Here is a 25372-nt window from a genome sequence, read left to right on the forward strand (position 1 = left end):
CAGTCGCGCTACGAAGCATTGCTCCGTTTTAGGACAGCCCTCCATGGGCGCTTCGCTTGGTTCTGCTTGTCAGAACTTTTCGGTTGTTGGGCAGGGACAGACGGCTGACGCAACTGAGGAGCCTCCTGGGCGTCAGCCCGGCTCCCCCCTGCTTCCCGTTTTAGAAACGTCCTGCGGCTCTTCCGCGGAGCACAGCTGTCAAAGCGGATCGGACTCTCCGATCGTTGTTGACCTCGATGCTCCATTGGCAACCTCCATCGCGAGGGCCCGCAAAACGGCGCCCACACGGCGGAAAGGACGCACGTCCGTCGCCGAATCACCCGCTGCCCATAAGGTGGCGTCCTACGTGATGCCCGGTGCGATGCTTGCGCCCCCGTCCGCTGACGAACCCGCCGGCTCGACCAAGATTCTCCGGTTCGATCAACCGCACGGCGCAACACCCGCCGTTCCGGAGCCGCCCGTCGCCCCAGAGCCGGCGCCGTTGTCCGCCGAGCCGCCGTTCTACATCGTCACGCCCAACCGTCGGCCCCAGAATCCGAAGTCCCGTGCCTTCCGGAAGAAGTTCTTCCCCCAGGCGACCGACAAGGAATGGAACGACTGGCGCTGGCAGTCGCGGCATCGCATCAAGACGCTCGAGCAGATGGAGCGGATGCTCACGCTGAGCACGGATGAGCGGACCGCCCTCATCGAAGGGGGCCAGATGCTGCCCGTCGGCATCACCCCTTATTACATGAGCCTGCTCGACACGGAGAATCCGGAGCAGCCGCTCCGACGCACCGTCGTTCCCTCCGCGAAAGAGTTCCTGCGGACGAAGGGGGAAGCGGACGATCCGCTCGGTGAAGACGGACACAGCCCGGTTCCGGGCCTCGTGCACCGTTACCCCGATCGCGTTCTTCTGCTGGCCCTCGACTTCTGCTCGACCTACTGCCGTTACTGCACGCGGTCCCGCGTCGTGGGACACGGCGAACTGATGGCCAACGAGAAGCGGCTGGAGCTGGCCTTCGACTATCTGCGGAAGACCCCGCAGGTGCGCGACGTCCTGATCTCCGGCGGCGACCCGCTGTCCCTCAGCGAAGACAAACTCGACTGGATCCTCGGCAAGCTCCGCGCGATTCCGCACATTGAGTTCATCCGCATCGGCACCAAGATGCCGGCCGTGCTTCCGCAGCGGATCACTCCGCAGCTGACGCGCGTCCTCCGGAAGTACCATCCCCTGTGGATGAGCATCCACTTCCTGCATCCCGACGAATGCACGCCGGAAGCCGCGCGGGCCTGTGCCCGCCTGGCCGACGCCGGCATTCCGCTCGGCGCCCAGACGGTGCTGCTCAAGGGTGTGAACGACAGCGTTCCCGTCATGAAGGAGCTGGTCCACAAGCTGCTCCTGATGCGCGTCCGGCCGTATTACCTCTACCAGTGCGATCCGATTTCGGGCTCGGCCCACTTCCGTACTTCGATCGACAAGGGCCTCGAGATCATTGAAGGTCTCCGCGGCCACACGACCGGCTACGGCGTCCCGAACTATGTCGTCGACGCCCCTGGCGGCGGCGGCAAGATTCCGCTCCAGCCAAACTACTACGTCGGCCGCGACGGGGACGAGGTTCTCCTGAGGAACTTTGAAGGGAAGACCTACCGGTATCCCGATCCGGTGGAGGTGTGAGCGAGATCTCTCGGAGTGATTGAGCTCCGAAGGAGCGGCACGACATAGCCGGGGGCGTAAGCCCCCGGAATAGATGCGGGTAACGCTCAAGCCCCGGAGGGGCGACACACGCATTCGTTGTGTCGCCCCTCCGGGGCCTGCTCCATTGATGGACTTAATCCGTGGGCTAAGCGCCCAGGGCTACGCAGTGTCGCCCCTGTTGGGGCTGATTGCGTTGAGCCAGGTGAAGTACTGCTGGACGAAGTGGTCGAAGCAGGGCTCGAACTCCAGGGTGTGTGCCGCCTCTGGGAATTCGATGAGCGTCCGGGACGGCGAAGCGATGGTCGCGAAGAACCGCTTCATCGCGCCGTTGTCGATGATCCGGTCGCGGCCCGCGAGCATCAGAAGGATCGGACAGCGGAGTTCGGGGCCGGCGGTCTGAGCCAGGTGGGTGAGGTGGCGATCCGCGTTGAGGAAGCCGGAGGTGGCCACGCGGATCGAGAGAGGGTCTTCGCGAAGAAACTGCTGTCGGGCAGGATCGGATGTGAACAGGGCTGCATCGTCGAGCGGAATCAGAACCCTGCGCCGGCGGATGCGGGCGAAGTCGGCCAGCTTCAGCAGGAGCCGTTGCCGAAGACCCGGGCGGATCCGGGCGTGGATTCCGGGGTAAAGCAGGGCAAGCCCGTCGACGAGTTCCGCGTGGACACGAGCCACCGCGGCCGCGAGTTTTCCTCCCCAGCTGACGGCTTGAAGAATGACTGGTCCGGGCGATTTGCGCGAGCGAATCTGCCTCAGCACGGCGACGACGTCATTGACCAGTCGTTCCCAGTGCTCGGCGTGGCCCCGGTCGCCACCCGAGATTCCCGATCCGCGACGATCGAGAAACCAGACATCCCAGCCCGCCTGGGCAAGCTGGGTCGAGGAACGGTGATACCACCCCGCGTGACTCTGGATTCCATGCAGCGACACGATCGTCCCGCGAACTGGTCCGTCTTCCGGGTGGAATCGATGGATGGCCAGACGCACGCCATCGGACGCCGTGAAGTTCTCTGGCATACTCCTGATGGGGAGTGGCTGTTGTTCCTCCTGCATCGGGAATCCGCTCTGTGCGGAGTCCGCGGGTGTCAGACGTTCAGGGGTGAAGGCGTCGCTCATTCGGGCACAGTGCTGAAGTGATGGGCAGGTGAGAGCCTGGGGCCGAATTGCATCGTGACACGAAAAGAGTCCCGGAAACCTTGGGATTCGTCTGCCTCAAGCCATTGTCTGACGATCCAGATAAGAAATTTCTGTGGAATGCCGGCCCGGCATGCTCATTGCTTTTAACAAGCGGACCGGCCGAATCCCCTCCAGATCCGCAACCCTGACGCCTGGGACCAATTGCGGATCTTTTGATCGCAGTTGTACCGGAAAGTCGCAGGAATGCGCCGGCTCTTATTGATCGATCACGACCAGAACCAATGCCGGCGGCTCGTGCAGGTGCTGTCAGGCCTCGGTTTCAGTCTCGATGTCACGTATAGCGCGAAAGAGGCACGGGTGCTCAACGAACAACAACGTTACAGCTGGAGCGTGATCGGGACCCCCGCAGACGGCGGGGACAGCGTGGCCCTGTTTACGCAGCTTCGGGAACGGCAGACCCGCCTGCGCGGCCTCCTTGTCGCCAATGACCCGGATGTCGGTGTGAAGACCGCCGCGGAAGAGGCCGGCCTCGACATTATTCAGCGACCCGTCGACGTCAACATCCTGATTCCCTGGCTCTCCGATGGTGGCGCCTGCGGCGAATCCACCACCATCGAACTCGGGATCGCTGAGTCGTCCCCCGTGGCGGAAAGCGTCGTCGCCGGCCTCCCCGAGAATACGATCCGCAATCGTCTGTCGGACGAACAGTTGATCAGGATCATCCGTGGCGTCGACTACCCGTTCGCCGGAAAAGAACGCCTGGAAATGTTCGACCGCGACACTCTCGTCCGCGTCGTGATGCTCATTCGCCGCTGGTGCCGCAACCGGCGCTGAACCCGGCCGTCATCGAATCAATTGGCGTGGACACGATTGGCTGTGATCACGAAAAAAGCCCAGGGGTGACACCCCTGGACTTTTCTTGTTCTGACCCGGCGGCGATTACAGCTTGCCGATGCGGGAGATCAGGTCGGCCGTCCGGTTCGAGTAACCGAACTCGTTGTCGTACCACGACAGCACCTTCACCAGGTTGCCGCCGATGACCTGCGTCCAAGGAGCATCGAAGATGCTCGAGTGCGGGTTGCCGATGATGTCGGTCGACACGATCGGGTCCGTGTTGTACTCGAGGATCCCCTTCAGCTTCCCTTCGGCAGCGGCCTTCAGCGCGGCGTTCACGTCGTCGGCCTTCACGTCCTTCTTCAGGACCGCGACGAGGTCGGTCACGCTGCCTGCCGGCACCGGCACGCGGAGGCTGATGCCGGTCAGCTTGCCGTTCAGCTGCGGCAGCACTTCGCCGACGGCCTTCGCGGCGCCGGTCGACGTCGGGATGATGTTGAGAGCCGCCGCGCGAGCGCGGTGCGGGTCCTTGTGCAGCTGGTCCGACACGCGCTGGTCGTTCGTGTAGGCATGCACGGTCGTCATCAGACCCTTTTCGATGCCGAAGGTCTCATCGAGAACCTTGGCAAGCGGGGCCAGGCAGTTCGTCGTGCAGCTCGCGTTCGAGATGAACTTGTGCTCTTTCTTGAGCTGGTCTTCGTTCACGCCCAGCACGCACGTCAGGTCGGTCGGCGATTCCTTGTCGGCCGGGGCCGACAGAACCACCTTCTCGGCGCCGGCGACGACATGGCTGTCGTAGCCCGGCTTGTCGCCCGAAGCCCGCTTCGTGAAGAAGCCGGTCGATTCGAGGGCCACCTTCACTCCGAGCGCCTTCCACGGCAGCTTCGCCGGGTCCTTCTCGGCACAAACCTTGACCTTCTTGCCGTCGATGACGAGCGAATCGCCTTCGGCGTAGCAGGTGCCCGGGTAGCGCCCCTGGACGCTGTCGTACTTGAACAGCATCGCCAGGTGCTTCGGGTCGCCGAGGTCGTTAATGGCGAGAATGTCGAACTCGCCTTTGCGGGCCATCATCGCCCGCATCGTGATGCGTCCAATCCGTCCGAAACCGTTAATACCAACAGCGACTGCCACGAATAGTTCCTCCCGACGCCGTTCGCGGGAGGCGAACGACACGACTTTCTTGACTGGGGACTGCTTTCAAGCCGAGCGCGGCCGATTCGCGAGCTTCCGGCTGCCGACGCAGCAGCACCGCACGCACCCCGAAATTGCCCGCACCGGTAGCGACGCTCAAAACGGTCCCCGGGCGGCGCGCAGAGTATAGGGCGCTCGCCCCCGCGATTCCACCAGCCGCAGAACTCCCCGAATCACGGAACGCCAACCGCCGCCTCGCGAACGCGCGAACCCGCGGATTTGCAAAAGTTGACCCGCCTTCGCATCCCCCGCCGCCTGCGGGCCGTCCCGAAATACATCCGTCCTCGAAACACTTCCTGCCGGCGCATCATGATCGCAATTCGCAACTTAGAATCTCCTCCCCCAGGATTCTCCTCGACGGCAGCAAGTCGCACCCGACCCCTCGGGCGGAAGGAGCGTCGATTTTCCACGTCGCTTGAACCGCGATCCTGTCACAGACTCCGAACGGCGGGGATCGATTCTCCCGTTCCACTCCCGATGCCGAGATTTTCCGCACTCTGGACAGGCGATACAGTGTCGCCTCCATCCGCATCCCTTTCTCACTCAACTGCGCTCAATGATCGTCAGCTGGAACTGGCTCAACGACTACGTGAAACCCGGACTCTCCGTTGAGGAGATCGCCGAGCGGCTCACCATGTCCGGAATGAACCTCGAGACGATCGAGCCGAAGGGCAAAGACTTCGCTGTCGACCTCGAGGTCACCAGCAACCGGCCGGACTGCCTTGGCCACCTCGGCGTCGCCCGCGAAGTCAGCGTGCTGGCCGGCGCGCCCATGACCCGGCCGGAACCGCAGCTGAAGACGGTCCCTGGACCCGGGATCCCTGTCGAAGTCGAATGCCCCGACCTCTGTCCCAGCTACAGCGCCCGCGTCATTCGCGGCGTGAAGATCGGTCCCAGCCCTGCCTGGCTCCGGGAGCGTCTCGAGGCCATCGGCGTGGCCTCCGTCAACAATATCGTCGACGCAACCAACTACGTCCTCATGGAATGTGGACAGCCCCTGCACGCGTTCGACCTCGATCACCTCGAAGGGGGCCGGATCGTTGTCCGCCGTGCCAAAGAGGGGGAGGCGCTCGAAGCGATCGATCACCGTACCTACAAGCTCTCGTCCAGCATGTGCACGATCTGCGACGCCTCCAAACCGGTCGCCGTCGGCGGCGTCATGGGCGGCGCAAAAAGTGAAGTCAGTGCGGCGACCAAAAACATTGTCCTCGAATCGGCCGCATTCCTCCCCGCCTCGATCCGGTCGACGGCCCGCACACTGAACCTTCACAGTCCCTCGTCCTACCGATATGAGCGCGGCGTCGACCTGACCCAGCTCGATTGGGCCAGCCGCCGCTGCTGTGAACTGATTCTCCAGACGGCCGGCGGCCAACTCGAGGAAACCGTTTCCCTCGTCGAGCAGCCGCAGTCGAATGCGCTGGCCCCAGTGACGTTGCGGTTCACCCGCATCGCGCAGGTCATCGGAATCGAGATCCCGGAAGCTCGCTGCGTCGAGATCCTGAAAGCACTGGGCCTCACGCTGGTCGACCACAAGGCCGGTGTCAGCGCAACGTTCACGGCTCCCAGCTGGCGGCGGCGCGACCTGACGCGCGAGATCGATCTCATTGAGGAAGTTGCCCGCATCCACGGCTATCACCATATCCCCGAGAACGCAGCCCTCCCGACTGCCGTCGTCGTCCGCCGCACCGATGAACGCGTTCGCGAACGCGTCCAGCAGGTGTTGATGGCCGCCGGGTTTCAGGAATCGCTGACCTTCTCCTTCACCGTCGACCAGGCCGCCGAATTGTTCGTCCCGCCGGGAGTCGGTGAGCCGCTCACGATCACCCCCGCCGCCGGTGAGTACGGCTCGCGCCTTAGGCAGTCGCTCATTCCCAGCCTGGTCCTCGCGCGTCGCGACAACGAACGTCGGGGCGTGATGGATGCGGATCTGTTCGAGATCGCTCGCGTCTATCTCGGCGTCGACCCCGCGGTGGCCCAGTCGCAGCCTCTCCGGATTGCGCTGGTGACTGGCCGTTCATTCCGGGAGGTCAAAGGCGTGCTCGAGACGCTCGTCGCGAGCGTGAATCCGTCGCTGAAGCTGGAGGCCATTGCGACGGAGCATCCGGCCTTTCAGCCCGGGCGCGGAGCAGAACTGCGGCTGGCCGGAACTCCGTGGGGCTGGATCGGGGAACTCGAACGGACCCAGTTCGGACCGCTTCGCGAGCAGAAGTTGCGCGAGCCCGCCACGGTCGTCGAAGTCGATCTGGCGACGCTCGTCGCCAATGCCGCGGCCGATCGCGTCCCGCAGCCGCTGCCGGAATTTCCTGCGATCGAACGCGACTTCAACTTCGTGATCGACGATAGCGCCACCTGGGACCAGGTTGCCGGAATCGTCCGCGCCGCGGCCGGGCCGAATCTCGAATCGGTCCGCTTTGTCGACCAGTATCGCGGCCAGCAGATCCCGGTCGGCAAAAAGTCGTACGTGATCGGCCTGACTTACCGTGCGGCCGATCGCACGCTGTCGGGGGAAGAGGTCGACGCGCATCAGGCCGCCGTCCTGAAAGCGGCGCAGGACCAACTGGGCGCCGTCCAGCGGTAAGCCCGCGACGAACTCGAAGGAGCCCGCGCGCCGTTTCAGGCAGGCCGTCGCGTTTTTTGCAGCCTGGCGATGAGCCCCCGGACCGCTGCGTGATCGCGATACCACACGAGCACCAGCGAAGCGATCCCGGCGAGCAAGGCCAGGAACTTCAGGAGGCCTCCCATTCCACGGAGGCTTGAGGCGCTGTTGATCGATTTCTCCGCGGCCGCCGCAGCGCTGCGGGTCGATGGGTCTTCGTGTTCCTTCTGAACCTTTCGCAGGGTTGTCAGGTAGGACTTCGCGGATCGTCCCGCGGCTCCGAGACCTCCGGCGGCGGCGACGCGCACTCCCGAGTCGGTGTCATTCAATTTGGCGGCGATCGCGTCCAGACCCCGTCCGGAAACGTTTGGCGACTTCCCCAGTTCCATCGCGGAGTGCGCACGGATTAACGGGTTGGAATTGTCGAGACCTGCGATGTAGCTCGATTCCCAGGTCCGGGCTGCAGACCAGCTCGACAGCATTTGCAGATTGAGCAGGAGCGAAAGCACAACCGTCGTCGCCACCGTCATCGGCACCCACCGCGGAAGCGCGGCCGCGATGTCCACTTCGGACGTCTCTTGCCGCCGCGGACCAACGGGCTGCGTCCGAACCGGGATGCCGCGGGGGGGAGAATCGGCCGCGCGCTTGGGGTTCCGCACTTCGATGGTCGGCGTGATCGCGTGCAGCGTGTACGCCACTTCCTCGGCCGATCCCGGACGCCTTGCCGGGTCCTTCTCCATCAGCCGGCCGATCAGGTCGTCCAGCATCGGAGGGCAATCGAGCACGGTCGGCGCGACCCGCGGAGGGACGTCCTTCAGGTGCATGTGCAGCGTCGCCGCCGGCGTCTCGCCAATGAACGGCGGCTTCCCCGTCAGCAGCTCGAAAAACATGCAGCCCAGCGCGTACAGGTCGGTTCGCGGCGTCACTTCCTGTCCGCGAATCTGCTCGGGCGCCATGTACAGGAAGGTCCCGGCGGTCTTCCCCGCCTGCGTAATCTTGCGCGACGCCTGCATCGTCGCCAGGCCGAAGTCGCTCAGCTTGAGCTGCCCCTCGGGGGTGACGAGGAAATTGCTCGGCTTGATATCCCGGTGAACCACCCCCTTGGTATGGGCGGCGGCGAGCGCCTTGCAGATCTGCTCGCCGTAGTTGATCACCATCTCCCAGCTGATGCGGCCCCGGCGCTGCAACTCGGATTCGAGCGTCCCGCCCGTTACCAGTTCCATCGCATAGAACCGCCCCTTGTCTTCGCACAGCCCTCCGAAGCAACGGACGATGTTGGGATGCTTGAGACTCTTCAGCACCTCCAGCTCACGCTCGAACCTCGCCAGCACGATCGGGTCCGTGACGTCGGCCGGAAGCATCTTCACGGCCACTTCGAGGTTGTTCACCACGTACCGCGCGCGATAGACGACACCCATTCCCCCTTCGCCGATCTGCTCGATCAGCTCAAAGGGCCAGATCCATCGCCGGTTCGGCGGGACGGCATTCGGAGAGGTCACTGGAATCGTCGTGGGCATCCGCAGGAGGCAAAGGCTCGAAGGCGTGCGCAAACTTTGCTGGAACTTTGAATCGTAGGCCGTGGATCGGGCTCGCAAACGCCCGATCTGCCGAAGGCCTGAGAAATGGGGTGATGCAAAACAAGACACCCCGGAACCCCAGTCCTCCTTCGTGGAAGATGATTTGCAGGTTTTCGCAGCGAATCCATCTGTCGGAACGAGACGCGCAGAGTTTCGCCGCGTCCTTGTGCAGGAATTCGCAGCACATCGCGTCGGTCTCTTCTCCGACAATACACCCGCTGTGCCGAAGAGTGCGGTTATTCCGAAAAAATGGGGGCCCTCTGCCAATTGGCAGTCCCGGAATACGCCCACGCGACGGGCGGGAAAACGGAATGACCGTTGAAGTCCACCTCTGGCGGCCCCCCGTGTTGTCGAAAATCGACATCCGCCGGCCTGCTGCCGGTCACGCAACCTAGCGTTTCACAGAGGCATTGGAGCCTTGCTTCCAATCGCCGTTGTCGAGTTTTCAACACCCGTTCGAGATCGCTTCCCGCCACGATGTCTCTTCTTCTGGCCGACCCACCGCCGACGTTGAACGATCCGCCCGAGCGCCTCGTGAATCGGCTGCTCGAGCAGAACGAAGGGCTCACCATGCTCCCGGCCGTCGCCATGAAGGCGTTGCAGATGGCCAACGATCCGGATTGCTCCGTTAACCATTTCGCCGTCCTGGTCCAGCAGGACCAGATGCTCGCGTCCGATCTCCTCGCCATCGCGAACACGGCCCTCTACTCAAGCGGCCGCGCGATCGCCAACCTCCAGCAGGCCGCTCAGCGCCTGGGATTCAGGAAATGCAAAAACCTGATTCTCACGTCGAGCATGAGCAGCCTGATGAAGAAACTCAAATTCGACGAGCAGTGGGTTCGCGACATCCTCTGGCGGCATAGTTTCCTCGCCGCGATTCACTGCCATCACCTGAACAAGCTCTTCGCCACCGGGTTCGATGGCGAAGAATTCACCGCCGGCCTGATGCACGACCTCGGCCGAACCCTGCTCGCCGTCTCCGCCGGCAGCGACTTCATGGTCGCCGATCTCCTCACCTTCGAAGAAGGAGATGACCTGCTCGAGCGCGAACGCGAGATCCTGGGAACCGATCACGCCGCCTTCGGCGCCTGGTTCGTCCGCCGTTCGAACCTCCCGGAAGCACTCTCGGAGAGCGTTCTCGATCACCACAACTGCGACAACTGCTCGAAGCTCACCGCCATCGTCGCTGCAGCCGATGAAATGGCCAACCACCTCCAGCGCTATCTGGAACCCGATCAGTACTCGGCTGAAAACAATCGCGGGCTCAAACGCCTGGAAGTGCTCGGCGTTCCGGATGCGCGGCAGCGGCTCGATGCTCACCGCGTGACGATCATGGAAGAGGCGACCGAGGAACTGACGGAACTCGTCAAACGGCTCGGCTGATCACGACATGATTTCCCAGATCGGGTCAGCCCCTTCGACGCCGACGAGCTTCTGGTCGAGTCCGCTGTAGAAATACGACAGGCGGTTGGGGTCGAGTCCCATCTGGTGCAGGATCGTCGCGTGCATCCGTCGCACGTGGCAGCGATTCTCGACCGCCTCGTTGCCGAGTTCGTCGGTCGTTCCGTAAGACACGCCTCCCTTGATTCCGCCGCCGGCCATCCACACCGTGAATCCCGCGGAATTGTGGTCCCGTCCGGTTCCCTTCTCGTACTCGGCCGTCGGCTGACGGCCGAATTCTCCGCCCCACACGACCAGCGTCTTGTCGAGCAGTCCCCGGCGCTTCAGGTCCGTCAGCAGGCCGGCGATCGCCTTGTCCGTCTCGGCGGCGTGAAGGTTATGGTTCACTTCAATGTCTGTATGCGCGTCCCAGTTGGCGTCGTTATGGGCGCCACCCGAATAGATCTGCACGAACCGGACGCCGCGTTCCACGAGCCTGCGGGCAAGCAGGCACTGCCGGCCGAACGTCGCGGATTTCTCGTCGTTCAGGCCGTACATCTCCTGCGTCGCCTGCGTTTCCTGGGCAAGGTCGACCGCCTCAGGCGCATGGCTCTGCATGCGGTACGCGAGTTCGTAGCTGGCGATTCGGGCCGCGAGATTCGAGTTGTCGGCCCGCGAGGCGAAGTGGTCCGAGTTGTATTCCCGCAGGGAGTCGAGCAGCCGCCGCTGGGCTCCCACCGACATTCCATCCCGGGGTTTGAGGTCGAGGATCGGATTCCCCTGCGAACGCATGACCGTCGCCTGGTAGGTCGCGGGCATGAAGCCCGACGACCAGTTCTTCGCGCCGGAGATCGGGCCTCCCCGCGGGTCGAGCATCACGACGAACCCCGGCAGGTCCTCATTCTCCGAGCCGAGGCCGTAGTTCAGCCACGATCCGATGCACGGGCTTCCCGACAGCAGCCGGCCCGAGTTCATCATCAGCATTGCCGAGCCGTGAATCGGCGACTCGGCCGTCATGGAATGGATGAACGCAACGTCGTCGACGCACTTCGCAAAATGCGGAAACAGGTCGCTGACCGACTTTCCAGATTCCCCGTAGTTCTGGAACTTCCACCGCGGCTCGACGATTCGCCCTTCGTTTCTCTTACCGGCCCGGCCAAACGTCTTGAGCGCGATCGTCTGGTTGTCGCGCCCCTGCATTTCCGGCTTGTGGTCGAACGTGTCGATGTGCGACGGACCGCCGTACATGTAGAGAAAAATGCACGACGTCGCCTGCGGGTCGAACTGCGGCAGTCTGGGCGCCAGCGGATTCTCGAACGGCGTCTCGCCATCCGCCGCGACCGCCTGCGAAGTGAAGAAGTCGCTTCCCAGAAGTCCCGACAACGCGACGCCGCCAAAACCGGCGCCGGTCTCCCACAGCATCTGGCGGCGGGTCCGCCCGCAGAAACTCGACATGACGCAACTCTCCGCGATATCAGGGCGGCCCGTCGGCCGCACGTCGTGATCCCCTAGGATACCCGGTCTTTTGCCCCTCTGCGAGGTGCGGCGCCCCGCCCGAGTCGGCGACACGCCAGGTGTCCGACAGCGATCGCTCCGCTTCCATCTCCCCGCAACGCACTTCCGATCGGTCATCAACTTTCTTCGCGGGGAGAAGGTGGCCGCAACGCCGCGGCAAGTCGTCTGCTCCCATCATCGTTCGGCCGGTTTTCCGGATTTGGCGCGATCCCGGGAGGGGAGTCGTTCCGGCGTCGCATCACGTGAGTAGAATGGGAACCACGCCCACCATCAGGAGCTTGCGTTGCGTTCGACCCCCTCGACCTGTGCGATTTGCGGAACGACCCTCGAGGAGGGGGCGGCCGTCTCTTCCCCGATCTACCCGTTCTGCAGCGTGCGGTGCAAACAGATCGACCTCCTGCGCTGGTGCGACGGCCGCTACACCGTCGTGAACGACATGGACCCCGACCTGCTCCTGGAACTCGGAGAGAGAATGGGAGATCAGGACGAGTCCCCGGCGTAGTCCTCTGCAATCTGGCGTCGGGAAACGGGCAGGCAGGCGAATTGGGCAAGGCGACCGCCGCAGGGCTTCGGCAGGTTTGGCCACTCGGGATTTCCGTTCAGGCTGTTTCGTCGACTCTGCCGATAGTTCCGTTGACGCAAAGTTGACGGCCTGTGTGGATGAGCACACGGGCAGTCGATCGAGTGTCAGGTCACGGCAGGTGCGAGGAGGGCGATCTTCGCGCACATATTCTCTGCCGGGGGGACCTTTCACGGATGGGGAAGGCTCGCCTTCACTGGCGAGGGGGAGGGGTCATGCGGCGAAGCGGACGAAGTCTGCTGCTGTTTTCGACGTTGGCGCTTGCGACGGGACCGGCCATGGCCGAGCAACCGGTCAGCAAGTCCGCCACACCCGCGACGAATTCGTCACCAGCATCAGAACCACAACTCCCGACGGCCGCAGATGTCGCCGTCGACATCGTCCAGCCCGGCACGTCGGCGAAGTCGGTTCGCGACTCGGCCCGGGCGGCCGTTCCCGTCGGCAAGCTCGCTCCGGAGCATCAGCGTCTGGCGCAGTCGGTGCTCGGTGACATCAGCCTGTTCCGCCGGCTGCCGACAGTCAGGGCGAAACTCGATCCCCGGGTTTACCAGTATTTCATCGACAATCCGGATGCAGCAGTCAGCATCTGGCGCGTGCTGGGGATCTCGAAGCTCGAACTCAAGCAGAAGTCTCCAGGCATCTTCGAGGCCGACACCGGCGACGGTTCTTCGGGAACCGTCAGCCTGTTGCACCGGACGCCCACCAGCTGCATCGTTTTCTGCGACGGATTGTTCAAAAGTCCGGTCCTCGCCAAGCCGATCAAGGCTCGGGCGCTGGTCACCCTGAACGCCGTCATCGAGCCGCAGGCCGACGGGACGACGAACATCACGCACACCGCGGACATGTTCGTGTCATTTCCGTCCCTGGCCGTCGAGACGATCGCCAGGATGGTCTCGCCGCTCAGCTACAAGTACGCGGATCGGAACATCGAGGAAATCACGTCATTTCTGCGAATGATGGATGTCTCGATGTCTCGTCAGCCGGGGTGGATCGAGCAGATCGCCCAGTTGATGGAAGGGGTTTCCGAAGAGCGGAACCGCCAGCTGCTGCAGGTCACCGCCGCCGTCTACGTGGATGCCCAGCGACGCTCGTTTGCATCCCGGGGGGAGGCCTTCCAGCTGAAGTCGATCCAGCCGCCCGTGCAGAAGGTTTCCGGGGCCGAGTCGGCGACGAGGACGAAATGAAGCGGCGTTTGGGGGAGGGCTGAAGTGGGGGGGCGATGAAGTGTCCGGGGGCGATACTGGACCGGGCCGCCGACATCATTGGGGGATGATGTCGGCGGCCTTTCGGGTTGGAAATTCAGGGGTCGCGGAAGGTTTGCGGGCTTTGCTTCTGGTGTCGGCGCGCGGGCCGTCAGGCCCGATTTGTTCCCGGCGATCGCGGGTTCATCGCTGGCGGGGCTCCAGCGACGCGGATACGATTCCGCGTCCATCTGACGGGGTATGGATCCCCCGCTCAACTCGCGGACGCAAAACTGCGTCGCGCCTGCTCAATCGGCGGTTCTGGAGCGTCACCGACGACGCCAGCCGCACCCATCTGAAGCAAAACCCCTGCGGGGCGGAGACGTTGCGTGTCAGAAATTCGTGAATCGGAAGCAGATCTGGTCGGCCGCGCCCAGGCGGCGCTCTCGAACTGCAGCTGGACCGTCGGGGAATGCGCCGCCCAGTGGACCCAGCGCTACGCCAAGGGGCGGACGGACGGCGACTTCGGGAACCTGATCGGCCTCAGCGGCGACCAGGTCTACCAGCGCCGCCGCGTTGCCGAGACGTTCGGCGACGTGAAGGACGAGTACAAGAACCTGAAATGGTCGCATTTCTACACCGCCCTCACCTGGGACGACGCGGCCGAGTGTCTCCGCTGGGCCGACGACATGCAGGCCACCATCGTCGAGATGCGTGCCTGGCGCCGTGCTCAGCACGGCGAAGACCTCACCGAGGCCGCCGGCGACGAAGCTCCTCCGTTCGACCCGCTCGTCGAATTCATGTCGGCCGAGTCACGCCCGGTGCGCGATTACGACGACGGCAGCGAGTCGATTGGCCGTCCGTCCGAACGTGGTCCCCGCGAGGCCGGGGAGCGTGAGCCGGTCGCGATGGCGTCGACCGTCGCCCGCCAGTCGGGCGAACCCGAGGAATATGCTCCCTTCGGCAAAGGAGCACGGGGCCCGGTGCCCGAAGCCAGTTCACGCACCGCGGCCGTGTCGACCGAACAGAACCTCAAGCGGATCACCGCGGCGCTGGAGAAGTGCAACAGCACCCTCACCCCTGCCGTGCTCGAAGAGTTCGCCGACCTGCCGATGTCGCTGAAACAGCGATTCCTGAAGGCCGTCAAGGACCTTTCCAGCAAGGCAGACGGCCTCGAGTAAGTCGGACGCCCGGGAAGGAAATTCCAAAGAGCCGCGGGGTCAGGCCCCGCGGCTCTTTTTTGTGCTCGTTCCTCGTGCCTCACGGGGCGTTCCCCGGTGGGGCGGCCGGCTATTTCAGCAGCTTCTTCGCGAACCACTCCACCGTTTCGGCGATGCCGTGGTCGAGCGGCATCCGCGGAGACCAGCCGAGCTGCTTCTGAATCGAATCGTATGCGACCAGGCTCGATCGGAGGTCACCGGCACGTGCAGGACCATGACCGGCGGGCGGAACCGCGGAATTGCGGCCGTGCCGCATCAGGGCCTCGCTGCAGGCCATTTCGAGGGCCGCGCAAAGCTGGTTCACATCGGTCGGAATCGACGTCCCGACGTTGAAGACGGAAAAGGACGACGGGCCCTCGACGGTGAGTGCCCGCAGGTTCGCATCCGCCACGTCCGTCACGTAGACATAGTCGCGAACGTAGCGGCCGTCGCCATTGATCGTGCCGGCCTGCCCCTGCAGCATTTTCGTACAGAAGATCGCGACGACCCCCGCTTCGCCGTGGGGATTCTGCCGCGGGCCGTAGACATTGGCGTACCGAAGGGCGGTGCAGGTCAGTCCGTGTTCGCGGGCGTAGAAGTTCAGGTACCGCTCCCCGACCATCTTGGCGATGCCATAAGGGGAAATCGGGTCGGCCGGGGTCTCTTCCGGCGCGGGCGTATGCACGTCGCCGTACATCACGCCGCCGGACGACGCGAACACGAACCGCCGGGCGCCGGTTGCCACTGCGGCATCGAGCGTGTTGATCAGCCCGACCACGTTCACCTCCGCATCGAAGCGTGGCTCGCGAACCGACCGGCTGACCGACATCTGGGCCGCCTGGTGGGCGATGGCATCCGGCTTGTATTCGGTCACCGCCTTCAGCACCGCTCCCGCATCGCGGACGTCGACCTGAAACAGCGGGACGCCGGAGGGGAGGTTGTCCGGGCTTCCTGACGAGAGGTCGTCGAGCGCCGCGGCCTCGTGGCCCGCAGCCAGGATCGCATCAATCAGGTGGCTGCCGATGAAACCGGCGCCGCCGGTGACAAGAACTCGCATCACTCACTCCGGAAATAAACAGACCGTCGCCAGAAAACGGCGACGGTCTGTCCAGTGTAGACACGGCCGGACTCAGCGGAACCGCAATTCTCCGCCAACCATGAAGCCGTGAGCGTAGACCTGTTCGCGATGCTTCTTGACGCGGATCTGGCCGGGATTTGTCGAAATTGCCGGCGAATCGTAGACAACCTGTTCCGTGGCCCGGGTGGCATTCGACAGCCACAACAGCTCGTAGCCGGCGAAGAACGAGAAGTTCTCGCTCAGGTGCAGCTTTGCATAGCCGGGCAGGTTGAATGCCGGGGCGAAATCGGTGTCCTCATTTGTCGACAGCGTGTTCGGATTCGAGACGTCGAAGATCTGCGACGTCCGGACGCTGTCCTGGTGGCGGTTGATGCCGAGCATCACTTTTGGTTCAAGGCCCAGTGACATCCACTTGGAATCGAGTGACGCCCGAACACCGACCTGCGGACCGACGAAGTTGTTGTTCGACTTCGAGGTGATCCGGGGGCTGGTCCCCGTGGCGATGTCGTTGCCCGAAATCCGCAGCTCTTCGTCGAACTTGATGTACCGCAGGCCGACGACCGGGCTGAGGCACAGCGTGTTCTGCGGCGTCACGGGATTGCCGATCCAGTTGCCCTGCGTTCCCCACATGCCGCTGCGAAGCTCGGCGTCATAGCCGTTGTCGAACAGGATCATCTGCGTGTCGGACGGGCCTCCGTTCACGGTCAGCGTCACGGCCGGAATGTTGGTCAATCCCGTCAAACCGTCGAACTCCGGATCGAAGCTGAGCGTTGTCGAGGCGTTCATGATGGCCCAGATATCGGCCTCGAACGTTCCCCACTCCGTCGGGGCGCCGATCGTCAACCGCATCCCGGGCAGGCTGTCGAATTTGACGTCGCCCGTGGTGGGAACGAATGCCGTCACTCCGGCGCGCTGGATGTTCCCGGGATCGAACGCGGGGAACGGCTCACGCGGGTCGACGGTGGCCGTTTCGGCCCCCAGCAGATGATTGCCGGGGTCTTTGATGTTCCAGTGCAGGAACTCGACCCGCATCCAGCTGCGACGGATCGTCTCGCGGATGACGAGGTCGATCTGCGAATCGCTGTCGTAGAAGATATCGGGATCGACAGGCTGATACGGAGCGCCTCCGCGCCCGGGAGGGCACGCCTGGCCGTAGTAGGCCGGGCCCATCCCGCCGGGGGGACAGGCAGGAACCATTCCCTGGCTTCCCGGGGGCGGACCCCAGGTATGCGGAGGCATGGGACCCTGAGCGCGCACAAGGCTGCTGGTCGCCGCCAGGAGGACTGTCGCCAGGCTCATCGAAAACCGCCAAGGCATCGTCATCGTCCCTGCTTGAAATTACGCGAAAAAGGAGGCCGCGACATTCAAGTCACAACAGGTCTGACACGGGGGGCAATACGCTTCTGGCGTTCGACGCGCGGACTCCCCGCCCGCGCAACCTACGGCCGTATCAGCTTTATCGGTCGCAACGATTCCCGACTGTGGTGAATCTGGAGAAATTCGAGGGGTTGTGCCGGTCCTGCCGGTTGCCACGGAGATTGGGCGACTCCCCTTGACCGCTGCCCGCATTTCAGCGGACGGCGAACAGCTCGATCAGATTCCCGTCGGGATCGAGGACATAGAACTGCGTCGGACCGTCCGGACGGAATTTCGGTCCGGAGACGATCGGAACGCCCAGTTCCCTGAGCCTCTCAATCGCCGGCTTCGCCTCGTCCACCTCGAACGCCACGTGGTGCGTGCGACTGATCGCCAGCCCGTCGCCGCGCGACGCGCCGGCAGGGCCCGATTCGGGATGCTCGAGAATCAGGTGGACCTGGGTAGATCCGGCCTGGAACCACAGGCCCGCAAAGCTGAACGCAGGCCGCGAAACGCACTCCATCCCCAACACGCCTTCGTAGAACGCGCGGGAGCGTTCGAGATCCCGCACGACGAATGTGACGTGGTCGATCTGTCGGACTTTGATGGGGGCGGCCATACGGCCCAATTTAGCCGGCGAGGGGAGGACCCGCTGCGCCGCAGGGCGATCAATACATCTGCCCCAGATCGGCTGCGTCGAAGGCGCTTTGCTCGTGCTTGATGTCTGGTTTGCCGTCGGCGTCCCAGCGGATGGCGATCACGTCGAATCGGGCCGGATGCCCGAGGAGCCGCCGGGTCTTCAGCCAGCCCAGTGCGAGTTGCGTCAGCTTCCTCTGTTTTCGGCGGTCAACCGCTTCGGCCGGCGAGCCCTCGCGCTGGTCGCGACGTGATTTCACTTCGACGAAAACGATCACGTCCCGGTCGCGGGCGATGAGGTCGATTTCGCCCAGGCGGCTTCGAGCCTGCCGCGCCAGGATCCGGTAGCCCTTGCTCTTCAGGTGGCGGGCCGCAATGCGCTCCCCTTCATCTCCGAGAAGTCGCGTGAGCCAGCCACGAGGGTTCATGGGGAACCACCGACACGGTGCTCAACGTCGATGACAGACTTCTCCCGACCGAAAGTCACGGCACGGATCGCTGGGAAATGGTTGGCGGCGGACAGCGAACGCATTGCGAAGGCCGTTGCGCCGGCCAGCCTTTCTTGGCGCAAGAGCCCGCTCATTTCTTCGAATCCTTTGCGACCGCCTGGGGCTTGGGGGCCGCCTCCACGCCGGCCACATAGCCGCGGGCCAGCGCCGCACGCTCCACGAAGCTTAGGGATCGCTGCATCCGGTCGGGGGACGTCAGCTTGTAGAGTTCCGGCGCCTGGTCTTCGACGACCGCGCGGGCCGCCATGAGATACATCGCCGCCTCCTGGACTTGCGGATCGGGAAGTTCCTTGATCAGGTCGAACACTTTCTCAGGGTTCTTCTTGAAGGTGTGGAACTGGCTGATTCGCCGCAACAGCGCGATATCCAGTCGGTTACGGTCGTACGTTCCCGCGCGGTAGATCGTTTTCAGTTCGTTCAGGGCGGCGGCGAAGTTGCCCGATTTCATGTTGAACACGATGCCGTTGATCGCCAGGTCGATCTTGTCGTCGATCTTGGTCTTCCCGGTGGCGTTCGCGGTCGCGGTATCGCCCTGGGCGACCGCGGTCACGGCGATGTAAGAGGCCAGCGGCGTCTGCGACAGCATCGGACGCCGTTCGGGCGGATCGAGCTGATCGCGCTGCTGGACGACTTTCCACGCCAGCCCCGGTTCGCCCCGGTACGCGATGTCGCGAATCAGTTCGCGCTCGAACTGGTCCCGCTTGGTCGATTCCTTTTCCAGGTAGGTCAGCTGCCGCCGGAACTGGGTCAATGCGGTAAATGACTTTGTCTTGTTCCCCTTCAGGCCGAGTTCGCGGTCGAGTTCGGCTTCCATCGCACGAGCATTGCTTTCACGGGCCCTGAGTGCCGCAACCTGCGGCAGCGCGGGAGCAATCGCTTCGGCGTAATCGAGTCCCTTCATCAGCAGCGCTTCGACGGGAGCCTTGTCCCCGAGTTTCAGGTGGAGCACCGCCAGATTGGCTGCGGCGAGCGCGGCCGACCGCTGGGAGCCGGCGTGGGGCAGTCCGGCTCGTTCGCGCTGCTCCAGGTTGGAGATGCTCTGCGAGTCGTAGATCTGCCTGACCGTGGGCATCGCGACCGGGCTGGCGGCGGGAATGCTGTTGAGTGCTGCGTCAGCCTTGGCCATCAGCTCTTTTGCGCCGGCGGCATCGCCCGCGACAGCGCGCTGGTAGGCGAAGTTCGCCCAGGCACGGCTCTGACCGGCGGGAGAGGCATCGCTGATCGCCGCCTCGAGTTTGAGGACCCCTTCCGACGTCGATTTCGCCGTCATGCCAAGATGCGCGGCCCAGACCGCAAGCGACCCGTCCACCGCTTCGACGCTTCCGGCCGTCTTCGCCCACGCGAGCGCTTTCTCAGACTCGCCCCACGAAGCGAGAATCCACGTCACGGCCGCGTGCTGCGGATGAGGCGACGCCAGCCAGGCCGGGATCTCCGACAGCACCTGGAAATCAAACATGTTGCCATACACGGCGGCCGTCCAGAGCATGGAGAAATCGAGCCGATTGCTTTCTTCGGCAGGAGTTCTTCCCTCGCTGAGACGGGGGGCCGGGGTCAGCGCCTGCGCCTCGGGAAGGCGGTCGGCGAGGACGAGCGCAGCAGCCAGGGCACTGGCGGCGTCGAGCGGCGCCCGCCCCTCTTTTGGCAGGTTTTCAGCCGCCTTGAGCGCCAGATCGAGAAACTTGCCGGCATCGGGAGCCTTGGTCTTTCGCGCCTGCAGATACAGGCGGACGAGCGGTTCGACCTGGAAGTAGGGGGACGAGCCTTCGAGCTTCTTCAGTTCGTCCAGCCCCTTCTGGGCCTGTCCGGAACCGGCATACGATTCCGCAAGGAAGCGGTAGGCAAGGCCGCGGTTGGGGTCGGGCGTGCTGCCCAGGCGAACGAGTTCATTGATTGCGCCCTGCCGGATCTCGTCCAGCGAGATGCGTTTGACCGCGACCGGGGCCTGCTTCTTCGGTTCATCCTCAGGCGGGCCGGGCGGTTTCGGAACGTTGACGACGTTGTTGGGATCCTCGGGAGCGACTCTCGCCACGAAATACCACAGCGCCGTGCCGACCAGCGCGATCGAAGCCACCACAATGCCGATCACCTGACCGATCGACATCCCTTTCTTCTTCTTTAGCCCGCCGTCCGCCGACTCCTTTTTCGGGAGGGGAACGTCGAAGTAGGGATGTTTGCAGTCAGGGTTGGCGCATTTGACGCCTTTTCCCTGGTGCTGAGGAGCGACGAAGCCGATCGTCTCACACATCGGACATTTGACTTCGAGCGTCCGCTGTTTCGTCGCCTTCGGGGAGACCGGAATCGCTTTCTGAAGCACCGACGTGTCGATGTCGAACGGGTTCTCTTCGTCGGCAACCGTATTGCCGCGCCCTCCCATTCCGGGACGTCCCATCGGCGGCCGTGGGCCGCCTGCAGCTGGCTTCGGCGCCCCAGCCGCCGGCTTCGTTTCAGCAGCAGCCGGTTTGCCGCCGCCCGCGGCTGGTTTCGGACCGCTCGGGGCCGGTTTGGCCGCAGGCGCCGGACTCTTCGCCGCAGGTTTTCCGTTCATCGATGCGCCGCAGAACGGGCACTCATCGACGTCGTCTTCCAGAACGGACGCCTTGCAGGCGGGGCAGGTGCGAAAATCCATAGGTCTTGGACGTTGAGTCGAGTGTCGCAGTTCCACGCGAGCGCGCGGCCGTCGCCAACGGCGACAGTCAGTCCACGTCGCAACGATATGCCACGCCGCGGCCAATCGAGGCCGCCGATGGACCTTCGGCCAGGAGCGGACGTGCCCCCGGGTCACAATGGCTGAGAACTATAACAGACGGTCAATGCGACCGGGACTGCGATGAAATGCGAAATGAAATGAGGAATTCATTGTCCGCCGCGAATCGTCGGTCGGCAAGCTGGGATCCGGTGACGGGCGGGTTTTCAACTTCGTCCGTGGCGGTCCGGCGCCGTCGGAGACCGACCCGGGAGAAACACCCGCAGAGGAACGCCATCAGGCCCGGCCGCCGGACAGCGCCGCCTCACTTTCCGCTGGGGAAACGAGACTGCATACTGGGAGGCGTGGCCGGTCTGGGCTCCCATGATGCATTCGCACAGGGGAGAGGGCTTTTCTCGCGGGGGCCGGTCACGCGAACCTGTCTGGCTCAAGGAGTGTGCTTCAAATGCGTTTGACTCATCCACGGACCTGGGTTTGTGCAGGCGTTCTGGCGCTTGCGATCAGCGGCATCGCATGGAGCTTCGCCCCCGATGCCGCAAGCTCAGGCGCCCTGCTGCACCCGGCGGAATCCGTCGTCTACGTCTCGTTTGACGGCAGCGTCGCGCACGACGCGGCCTTCAAGAAGACCGCCGCATATGCCGCGCTCTATGAGTCCGGCCTGATGGGGGCATTCACAAAAGCGGCCGAACGCTTGAAGCAGTCGGCCGCAGGCAACGTCTCCGACAAGGAATTCGAACAGCTGGGCAAGATGATTGGGCTGGCGAATCACGCGATCGAGCGGGGGCTGTCGATGTCGATCGTCGTGCAGCCTCCAGCCGGAGGGCCTCCGACCGCCAGCGCCACGGTCGTTCTCAACCAGGGAGCCTCCTTTCGCGCTCTCGTGGAAGGGCAGCTTCGGGAAGCGCTCGCCAATGAGCCCGAATTCCACGTCGAAGAGTACAGCGATGGCGGCAAACCGGCCGGGATCATGGTCTCCCGCGAGGACGGCCCCATGGGGGCAAAGTTCACGCTGTTCGAGAAGTCCGGGCACCTGGTGCTGAACGTAGCGACGACCTCCGGTGGAAAATCTCCCGCTCGCGAGGTCAGTTTCCAGGCACTCGGCGGACAGGGTAAGAACGTCTCCTCGCACCCGCTTTACCGTGACCCAGCAGCCGAACGCGACTTCATTCAGAACGGGATTGGCTGGCTCGATTTCAAGCCTCTGAAGGCGATGTTTGGAGGAATGCCGCTTCCGCCCACGCGGAGTGGCGCGCAGATCTCGGTCGATGAACTCCTGTCGATCCTGGGGGTGGACACACTGGAATCAGTCGTCAGCCGCTCGGGCTTCCGGGACCGCGCCACCTGGACGGAGACCCGCGTCATCGCCCCGGGGCCCCGCAAGGGGCTGATGGGCCTCATCGACCAGCCCACGTTCACGATTTCCGATCTGCCTCCGCTGCCGAAGCAGCCGTTCACGATCCTGGCCTCGTCGGTTGATGCCGGGGCGGCATACGACCGGCTCGTCGGCGTTTTCAAGGCGATGTCCGAAAAGGTCGACCCGAACGCCATCGGACAGTTCGATCAGGGGCTCGCGCAGGTCGAGGCCCAGATCGGGTTCTCCATCCGCAACGATCTTCTCGGACCGCTCAAGGGAGTGATGGCGTTTGCCGCCGATGGCGGCGGCTCGCAAAGCCTCGATTCGCTGCAGTTCTCTCTGCAGGTTTCCGACGCCGAGCGCTTCCGGGCCACGCTGCAGAAAATCTTTGACCTGGCCGCACAGGCGTCGCAGGGGCAGGTGACGTTCGAAACCGTCACGAAGTACGGCCGGGAGATGTCGGTGATGCGGATTCGCCAGGCGCCAATCGTGGTGCCGACGATCTGCGTCGACCGGAAGTTTGCCCACGTCGGGCTGCTGCCCCAGGCGGTCGAAATGGCCCTGCTGCGTACCGATGGCAAGCTTCCGGGCTGGAAACCGGATGGCGACACGGCCGAGGCGCTGAAACTCATGCCGGAGAAGATGACCAGCTTTTCGTACAGCGATGCTCCGATGATGTACGGCCGGCTGATCGGGCAGGCTCCGCTCCTGCTCGGATTGATCCAGACGGCGACGGCCCAGGCCGCCCCTCAATTCGAATTCCCACTCAAAGCTGAGGACCTTCCACCGGCCGAACTCGTTTCCGCGAGCCTCTTCCCCAACATCGCGGTGGGAACCGTCGATGCCGACGGCGCGAAAAACTACACGCGCAACTCGCTTCCGGGATCGGAAATGCTGCTGAGCACCGCCGGCATCGGCGTCGGGGCGGCGCTCGTCCTGCCGGCTGTCCAGCAGGCGCGGGAAGCGGCCCGTCGGACGCAGTCGAAGAACAACCTGAAGCAGATCCTGCTCGCTCTCCACAACTACTATGACACGCACAACGCCCTCCCCCCGGGCGCCGTCCCGGTTGCGGGGCTGAAGCCGGAAGAGCGCCTGAGCTGGCAGGTGATGATGCTCCCCTACCTGGAGCAGGCGGCCCTCTATAACCAGCTCGATGTCAAAGCGGGCTGGAATCAGGGAGCCAACGAAGCCGTTGTCGCGACGGAGGTCGAAGTGTTCCTTCATCCCAGCGTCCCACGGGGCGCCCCCGGAGGAACGAACTATGTCGGAATCGCCGGCCTCGGTGTTGAGGGACCGACGCTCGATGCGAAGAATCCCAAGGCCGGCATCTTCGCGTATGACAAGCCGCGAACGTTCCGGGAGGTCACCGACGGTTTGTCCAATACCGCAATGGTTGCGGAAACCAATCGGCCGGCTCCCTGGGCGCAGGGAGGCCCGGGAACGATCCGGCCCCTGACGACAGAGCCCTACATCAACGGTCCGGATGGTATCGGCGGAGTCTCGGTCGGCGGCGCCAACATCGGCATGGGCGATGGATCGGTTCGCTTCGTCAGCGACAAGATCGATCCCAGGGTCATGGAGGCCATCAGCACGATCGCGGGGGGCGAGCCGGTCGACGACTTCTGATGAGCGGTCTCATGCGGCAGCCCGGCCAGTTCCCCGGCCGGGCTGCTTTCTGTCAGTTCCCTGCACGTGCTGAATGAGTGCTTTCGAGATGGCTTCCCGTTCGGATGAAGAACTGCCCGCGCTCACGCCTGATGAGCGGGCCCGCTACGAATGGCAGATGTGGATTGACGGCCACGGGGAACCGGGCCAGCGAAAACTCAAGAACACATCGGTCCTGATTTCACGCATCGGCGGAGTCGGCGGAACTGTCGCCTACTATCTGGCGGCCGCGGGAATCGGAAAGCTGCTGCTGGCGCACGCCGGAACGATCCGGCCGAGCGATCTCAACCGCCAGATCCTGATGACCACCCCCGCACTGGGAACCTCCCGCGTCGATTCCGCCTCCGCCCGGCTCCGTGAACTCAATCCTCTCGTCGAAATCGAGACCGTTGGCGAGAATGTCAGCGAGGAGAACGCCGACCGCCTCGTCGGGAAAGTCGACCTCGTCGTGGATGCGGCGCCGCTGTTCGCCGAGCGGCACGCCATGAACCGTGCGGCCGTGCGGGCGAACAAACCGCTCGTCGAAGCCGGGATGTACGACTACGACGGGCAGTTGACGACCGTCCTCCCGGGAAAGACTCCCTGCCTCGCGTGTCTCTGGCCCAACGACCCCGTCCACTGGAAACGCGAGTTCCCGGTGCTCGGCGCGATGTCGGGCGTCGTCGGGGCGCTCGCTGCGGCCGAAGTCGTGAAGTGCATCACGGGCGTCGGCGAACCGCTCACGGGCCGCCTCCTGACGATGAACCTCCGCAGCATGTCCTTCCGCACGCTCTCAATCGAGCGCGATCCGAATTGCCGCGTCTGCGGAGCCCTCTCACCAGTCGGGTGACCGGAGGAGACGCCGGATCACGTCGCCGGCTTGTTCGGCTTCTTCCGCAGCACGCCGCTTTGCAGGTCTTTGACGACTTCTGCCAGGATTGCCGGGTCGCGGCGTTCCCAGACGTGATTGAGGCGTGTCTGCGGGATTTCGAGCCGCTCCATCACGTCGCGGGCCGTCGTCCACAGCTTGTCGCGCTGCTTGTCCGTCGACGCCAGGTACAGGCTCGTCACCAGTTCGGCGAGCTTCGTTTCATCGAGCTGGTCGCGGTTGTCGTAGTACCGCTTGATGATCTTCTTCTGATACTCGGAATGATCCGCCATCGTCGCCTCCGTGACTCCATTCGCAGCGCCGGGCGCTGCCGACAGGAAAAAACTCCGCTCCGCTG

Annotated in this window: 19 protein-coding genes; 9 read left to right on the forward strand and 10 right to left on the reverse strand. The window is 64.0% G+C overall.

All coding sequences use genetic code 11. From position 1 onward, the window contains the following. The first annotated feature begins 361 nt into the window (after nucleotides 1–361). Nucleotides 362–1657 (forward strand): KamA family radical SAM protein, encoded by a 1296-nt coding sequence (locus Pan44_RS21470; protein ID WP_145035131.1) that lies wholly within the window; start codon nucleotides 362–364, stop codon nucleotides 1655–1657. Nucleotides 1658–1837: 180 nt separating this feature from the next. Here the strand turns inward: Pan44_RS21470 and Pan44_RS21475 are convergent, their stop codons facing one another. Further along, nucleotides 1838–2791, reverse strand: coding sequence for an alpha/beta fold hydrolase (locus Pan44_RS21475; protein ID WP_145033729.1), 954 nt, complete (start codon nucleotides 2789–2791; stop codon nucleotides 1838–1840). A 264-nt stretch (nucleotides 2792–3055) separates the two neighbouring features. Between Pan44_RS21475 and Pan44_RS21480 the strand changes: the two genes are divergently transcribed. Then, entirely contained in the window at nucleotides 3056–3646 is a 591-nt protein-coding gene (locus Pan44_RS21480) for a response regulator (protein WP_145033732.1), read from the forward strand. A gap of 105 nt (nucleotides 3647–3751) precedes the next feature. Here Pan44_RS21480 and gap read toward each other — a convergent pair whose 3' ends face one another. Then, nucleotides 3752–4777, reverse strand: coding sequence for a type I glyceraldehyde-3-phosphate dehydrogenase (gene gap, locus Pan44_RS21485; protein ID WP_145033734.1), 1026 nt, complete (start codon nucleotides 4775–4777; stop codon nucleotides 3752–3754). A gap of 616 nt (nucleotides 4778–5393) precedes the next feature. On the opposite strand from gap, the gene pheT reads away from it, so the two are divergent. Beyond that, the gene (gene pheT / locus Pan44_RS21490) at nucleotides 5394–7415 is read left to right on the forward strand and encodes a phenylalanine--tRNA ligase subunit beta (protein ID WP_145033737.1); all 2022 of its coding nucleotides are present in this window, start codon (nucleotides 5394–5396) and stop codon (nucleotides 7413–7415) included. A gap of 35 nt (nucleotides 7416–7450) precedes the next feature. Here pheT and Pan44_RS21495 read toward each other — a convergent pair whose 3' ends face one another. Further along, nucleotides 7451–8950 (reverse strand): serine/threonine-protein kinase, encoded by a 1500-nt coding sequence (locus Pan44_RS21495; protein ID WP_145033740.1) that lies wholly within the window; start codon nucleotides 8948–8950, stop codon nucleotides 7451–7453. Between the two features lie 537 nt (nucleotides 8951–9487). Between Pan44_RS21495 and Pan44_RS21500 the strand changes: the two genes are divergently transcribed. After that, nucleotides 9488–10393, forward strand: a complete 906-nt coding sequence (locus Pan44_RS21500) for an HDOD domain-containing protein (protein WP_145033742.1) — start codon at nucleotides 9488–9490, stop codon at nucleotides 10391–10393. On the opposite strand, the gene Pan44_RS21505 is transcribed toward Pan44_RS21500, so the two are convergent. Then, entirely contained in the window at nucleotides 10394–11845 is a 1452-nt protein-coding gene (locus tag Pan44_RS21505) for a DUF1501 domain-containing protein (protein WP_145033745.1), read from the reverse strand. Between the two features lie 343 nt (nucleotides 11846–12188). On the opposite strand from Pan44_RS21505, the gene yacG reads away from it, so the two are divergent. The 3 genes from yacG to Pan44_RS21520 all read left to right on the forward strand — a co-directional run bounded on the left by yacG (nucleotide 12189) and on the right by Pan44_RS21520 (nucleotide 14847). After that, on the forward strand, nucleotides 12189–12407 hold the full coding sequence (gene yacG, locus Pan44_RS21510) for a DNA gyrase inhibitor YacG (protein WP_145033748.1): 219 nt from the start codon (nucleotides 12189–12191) through the stop codon (nucleotides 12405–12407). A gap of 293 nt (nucleotides 12408–12700) precedes the next feature. Further along, on the forward strand, nucleotides 12701–13669 hold the full coding sequence (locus Pan44_RS21515) for a hypothetical protein (protein ID WP_145033751.1): 969 nt from the start codon (nucleotides 12701–12703) through the stop codon (nucleotides 13667–13669). Nucleotides 13670–14055: 386 nt separating this feature from the next. Continuing rightward, the gene (locus Pan44_RS21520) at nucleotides 14056–14847 is read left to right on the forward strand and encodes a hypothetical protein (RefSeq protein ID WP_145033754.1); all 792 of its coding nucleotides are present in this window, start codon (nucleotides 14056–14058) and stop codon (nucleotides 14845–14847) included. 109 nt (nucleotides 14848–14956) lie between these two features. On the opposite strand, the gene Pan44_RS21525 is transcribed toward Pan44_RS21520, so the two are convergent. The 5 genes from Pan44_RS21525 to Pan44_RS21545 form a co-directional block, all read right to left on the reverse strand. Further along, complete coding sequence (locus Pan44_RS21525; protein WP_197453543.1) at nucleotides 14957–15922, reverse strand: NAD-dependent epimerase/dehydratase family protein; 966 nt, start codon at nucleotides 15920–15922, stop codon at nucleotides 14957–14959. A 72-nt stretch (nucleotides 15923–15994) separates the two neighbouring features. Further along, nucleotides 15995–17260, reverse strand: coding sequence for a BBP7 family outer membrane beta-barrel protein (locus tag Pan44_RS21530; RefSeq protein WP_197453544.1), 1266 nt, complete (start codon nucleotides 17258–17260; stop codon nucleotides 15995–15997). A gap of 253 nt (nucleotides 17261–17513) precedes the next feature. Next, nucleotides 17514–17918, reverse strand: coding sequence for a VOC family protein (locus Pan44_RS21535; protein ID WP_145033761.1), 405 nt, complete (start codon nucleotides 17916–17918; stop codon nucleotides 17514–17516). A 49-nt stretch (nucleotides 17919–17967) separates the two neighbouring features. Beyond that, nucleotides 17968–18363 carry a YraN family protein gene (locus Pan44_RS21540; protein WP_145033764.1) on the reverse strand — a complete coding sequence of 132 codons (396 nt, stop codon included), beginning with the start codon at nucleotides 18361–18363 and terminating at the stop codon, nucleotides 17968–17970. Between the two features lie 151 nt (nucleotides 18364–18514). After that, nucleotides 18515–21070 (reverse strand): hypothetical protein, encoded by a 2556-nt coding sequence (locus Pan44_RS21545; RefSeq protein WP_145033767.1) that lies wholly within the window; start codon nucleotides 21068–21070, stop codon nucleotides 18515–18517. Nucleotides 21071–21593: 523 nt separating this feature from the next. Here Pan44_RS21545 and Pan44_RS21550 point away from each other — a divergent pair. After that, nucleotides 21594–24128, forward strand: coding sequence for a DUF1559 domain-containing protein (locus tag Pan44_RS21550; protein WP_145033770.1), 2535 nt, complete (start codon nucleotides 21594–21596; stop codon nucleotides 24126–24128). 88 nt (nucleotides 24129–24216) lie between these two features. Beyond that, nucleotides 24217–24996 (forward strand): HesA/MoeB/ThiF family protein, encoded by a 780-nt coding sequence (locus Pan44_RS21555; RefSeq protein ID WP_145033773.1) that lies wholly within the window; start codon nucleotides 24217–24219, stop codon nucleotides 24994–24996. A gap of 17 nt (nucleotides 24997–25013) precedes the next feature. Here Pan44_RS21555 and Pan44_RS21560 read toward each other — a convergent pair whose 3' ends face one another. Next, nucleotides 25014–25307 carry a hypothetical protein gene (locus Pan44_RS21560; protein ID WP_145033777.1) on the reverse strand — a complete coding sequence of 98 codons (294 nt, stop codon included), beginning with the start codon at nucleotides 25305–25307 and terminating at the stop codon, nucleotides 25014–25016. Nucleotides 25308–25372 lie beyond the last annotated feature (65 nt).

The organism is Caulifigura coniformis (assembly GCF_007745175.1).
GTDB lineage: Bacteria > Planctomycetota > Planctomycetia > Planctomycetales > Planctomycetaceae > Caulifigura > Caulifigura coniformis.

Bases quoted from the DNA above. Each gene is read 5' to 3' on its own strand.
- Pan44_RS21470 (WP_145035131.1), top strand. From the start codon at position 362: ATGCTTGCGCCCCCGTCCGCTGACGAACCCGCCGGCTCGACCAAGATT.
- Pan44_RS21475 (WP_145033729.1), bottom strand. From the start codon at position 2,791: ATGAGCGACGCCTTCACCCCTGAACGTCTGACACCCGCGGACTCCGCA.
- Pan44_RS21480 (WP_145033732.1), top strand. From the start codon at position 3,056: ATGCGCCGGCTCTTATTGATCGATCACGACCAGAACCAATGCCGGCGG.
- pheT (WP_145033737.1), top strand. From the start codon at position 5,394: ATGATCGTCAGCTGGAACTGGCTCAACGACTACGTGAAACCCGGACTC.
- Pan44_RS21495 (WP_145033740.1), bottom strand. From the start codon at position 8,950: ATGCCCACGACGATTCCAGTGACCTCTCCGAATGCCGTCCCGCCGAAC.
- Pan44_RS21500 (WP_145033742.1), top strand. From the start codon at position 9,488: ATGTCTCTTCTTCTGGCCGACCCACCGCCGACGTTGAACGATCCGCCC.
- Pan44_RS21505 (WP_145033745.1), bottom strand. From the start codon at position 11,845: ATGTCGAGTTTCTGCGGGCGGACCCGCCGCCAGATGCTGTGGGAGACC.
- Pan44_RS21515 (WP_145033751.1), top strand. From the start codon at position 12,701: ATGCGGCGAAGCGGACGAAGTCTGCTGCTGTTTTCGACGTTGGCGCTT.
- Pan44_RS21525 (WP_197453543.1), bottom strand. From the start codon at position 15,922: ATGCGAGTTCTTGTCACCGGCGGCGCCGGTTTCATCGGCAGCCACCTG.
- Pan44_RS21530 (WP_197453544.1), bottom strand. From the start codon at position 17,260: ATGCCTTGGCGGTTTTCGATGAGCCTGGCGACAGTCCTCCTGGCGGCG.
- Pan44_RS21535 (WP_145033761.1), bottom strand. From the start codon at position 17,918: ATGGCCGCCCCCATCAAAGTCCGACAGATCGACCACGTCACATTCGTC.
- Pan44_RS21540 (WP_145033764.1), bottom strand. From the start codon at position 18,363: ATGAACCCTCGTGGCTGGCTCACGCGACTTCTCGGAGATGAAGGGGAG.
- Pan44_RS21545 (WP_145033767.1), bottom strand. From the start codon at position 21,070: ATGGATTTTCGCACCTGCCCCGCCTGCAAGGCGTCCGTTCTGGAAGAC.
- Pan44_RS21550 (WP_145033770.1), top strand. From the start codon at position 21,594: ATGCGTTTGACTCATCCACGGACCTGGGTTTGTGCAGGCGTTCTGGCG.
- Pan44_RS21555 (WP_145033773.1), top strand. From the start codon at position 24,217: ATGGCTTCCCGTTCGGATGAAGAACTGCCCGCGCTCACGCCTGATGAG.
- Pan44_RS21560 (WP_145033777.1), bottom strand. From the start codon at position 25,307: ATGGCGGATCATTCCGAGTATCAGAAGAAGATCATCAAGCGGTACTAC.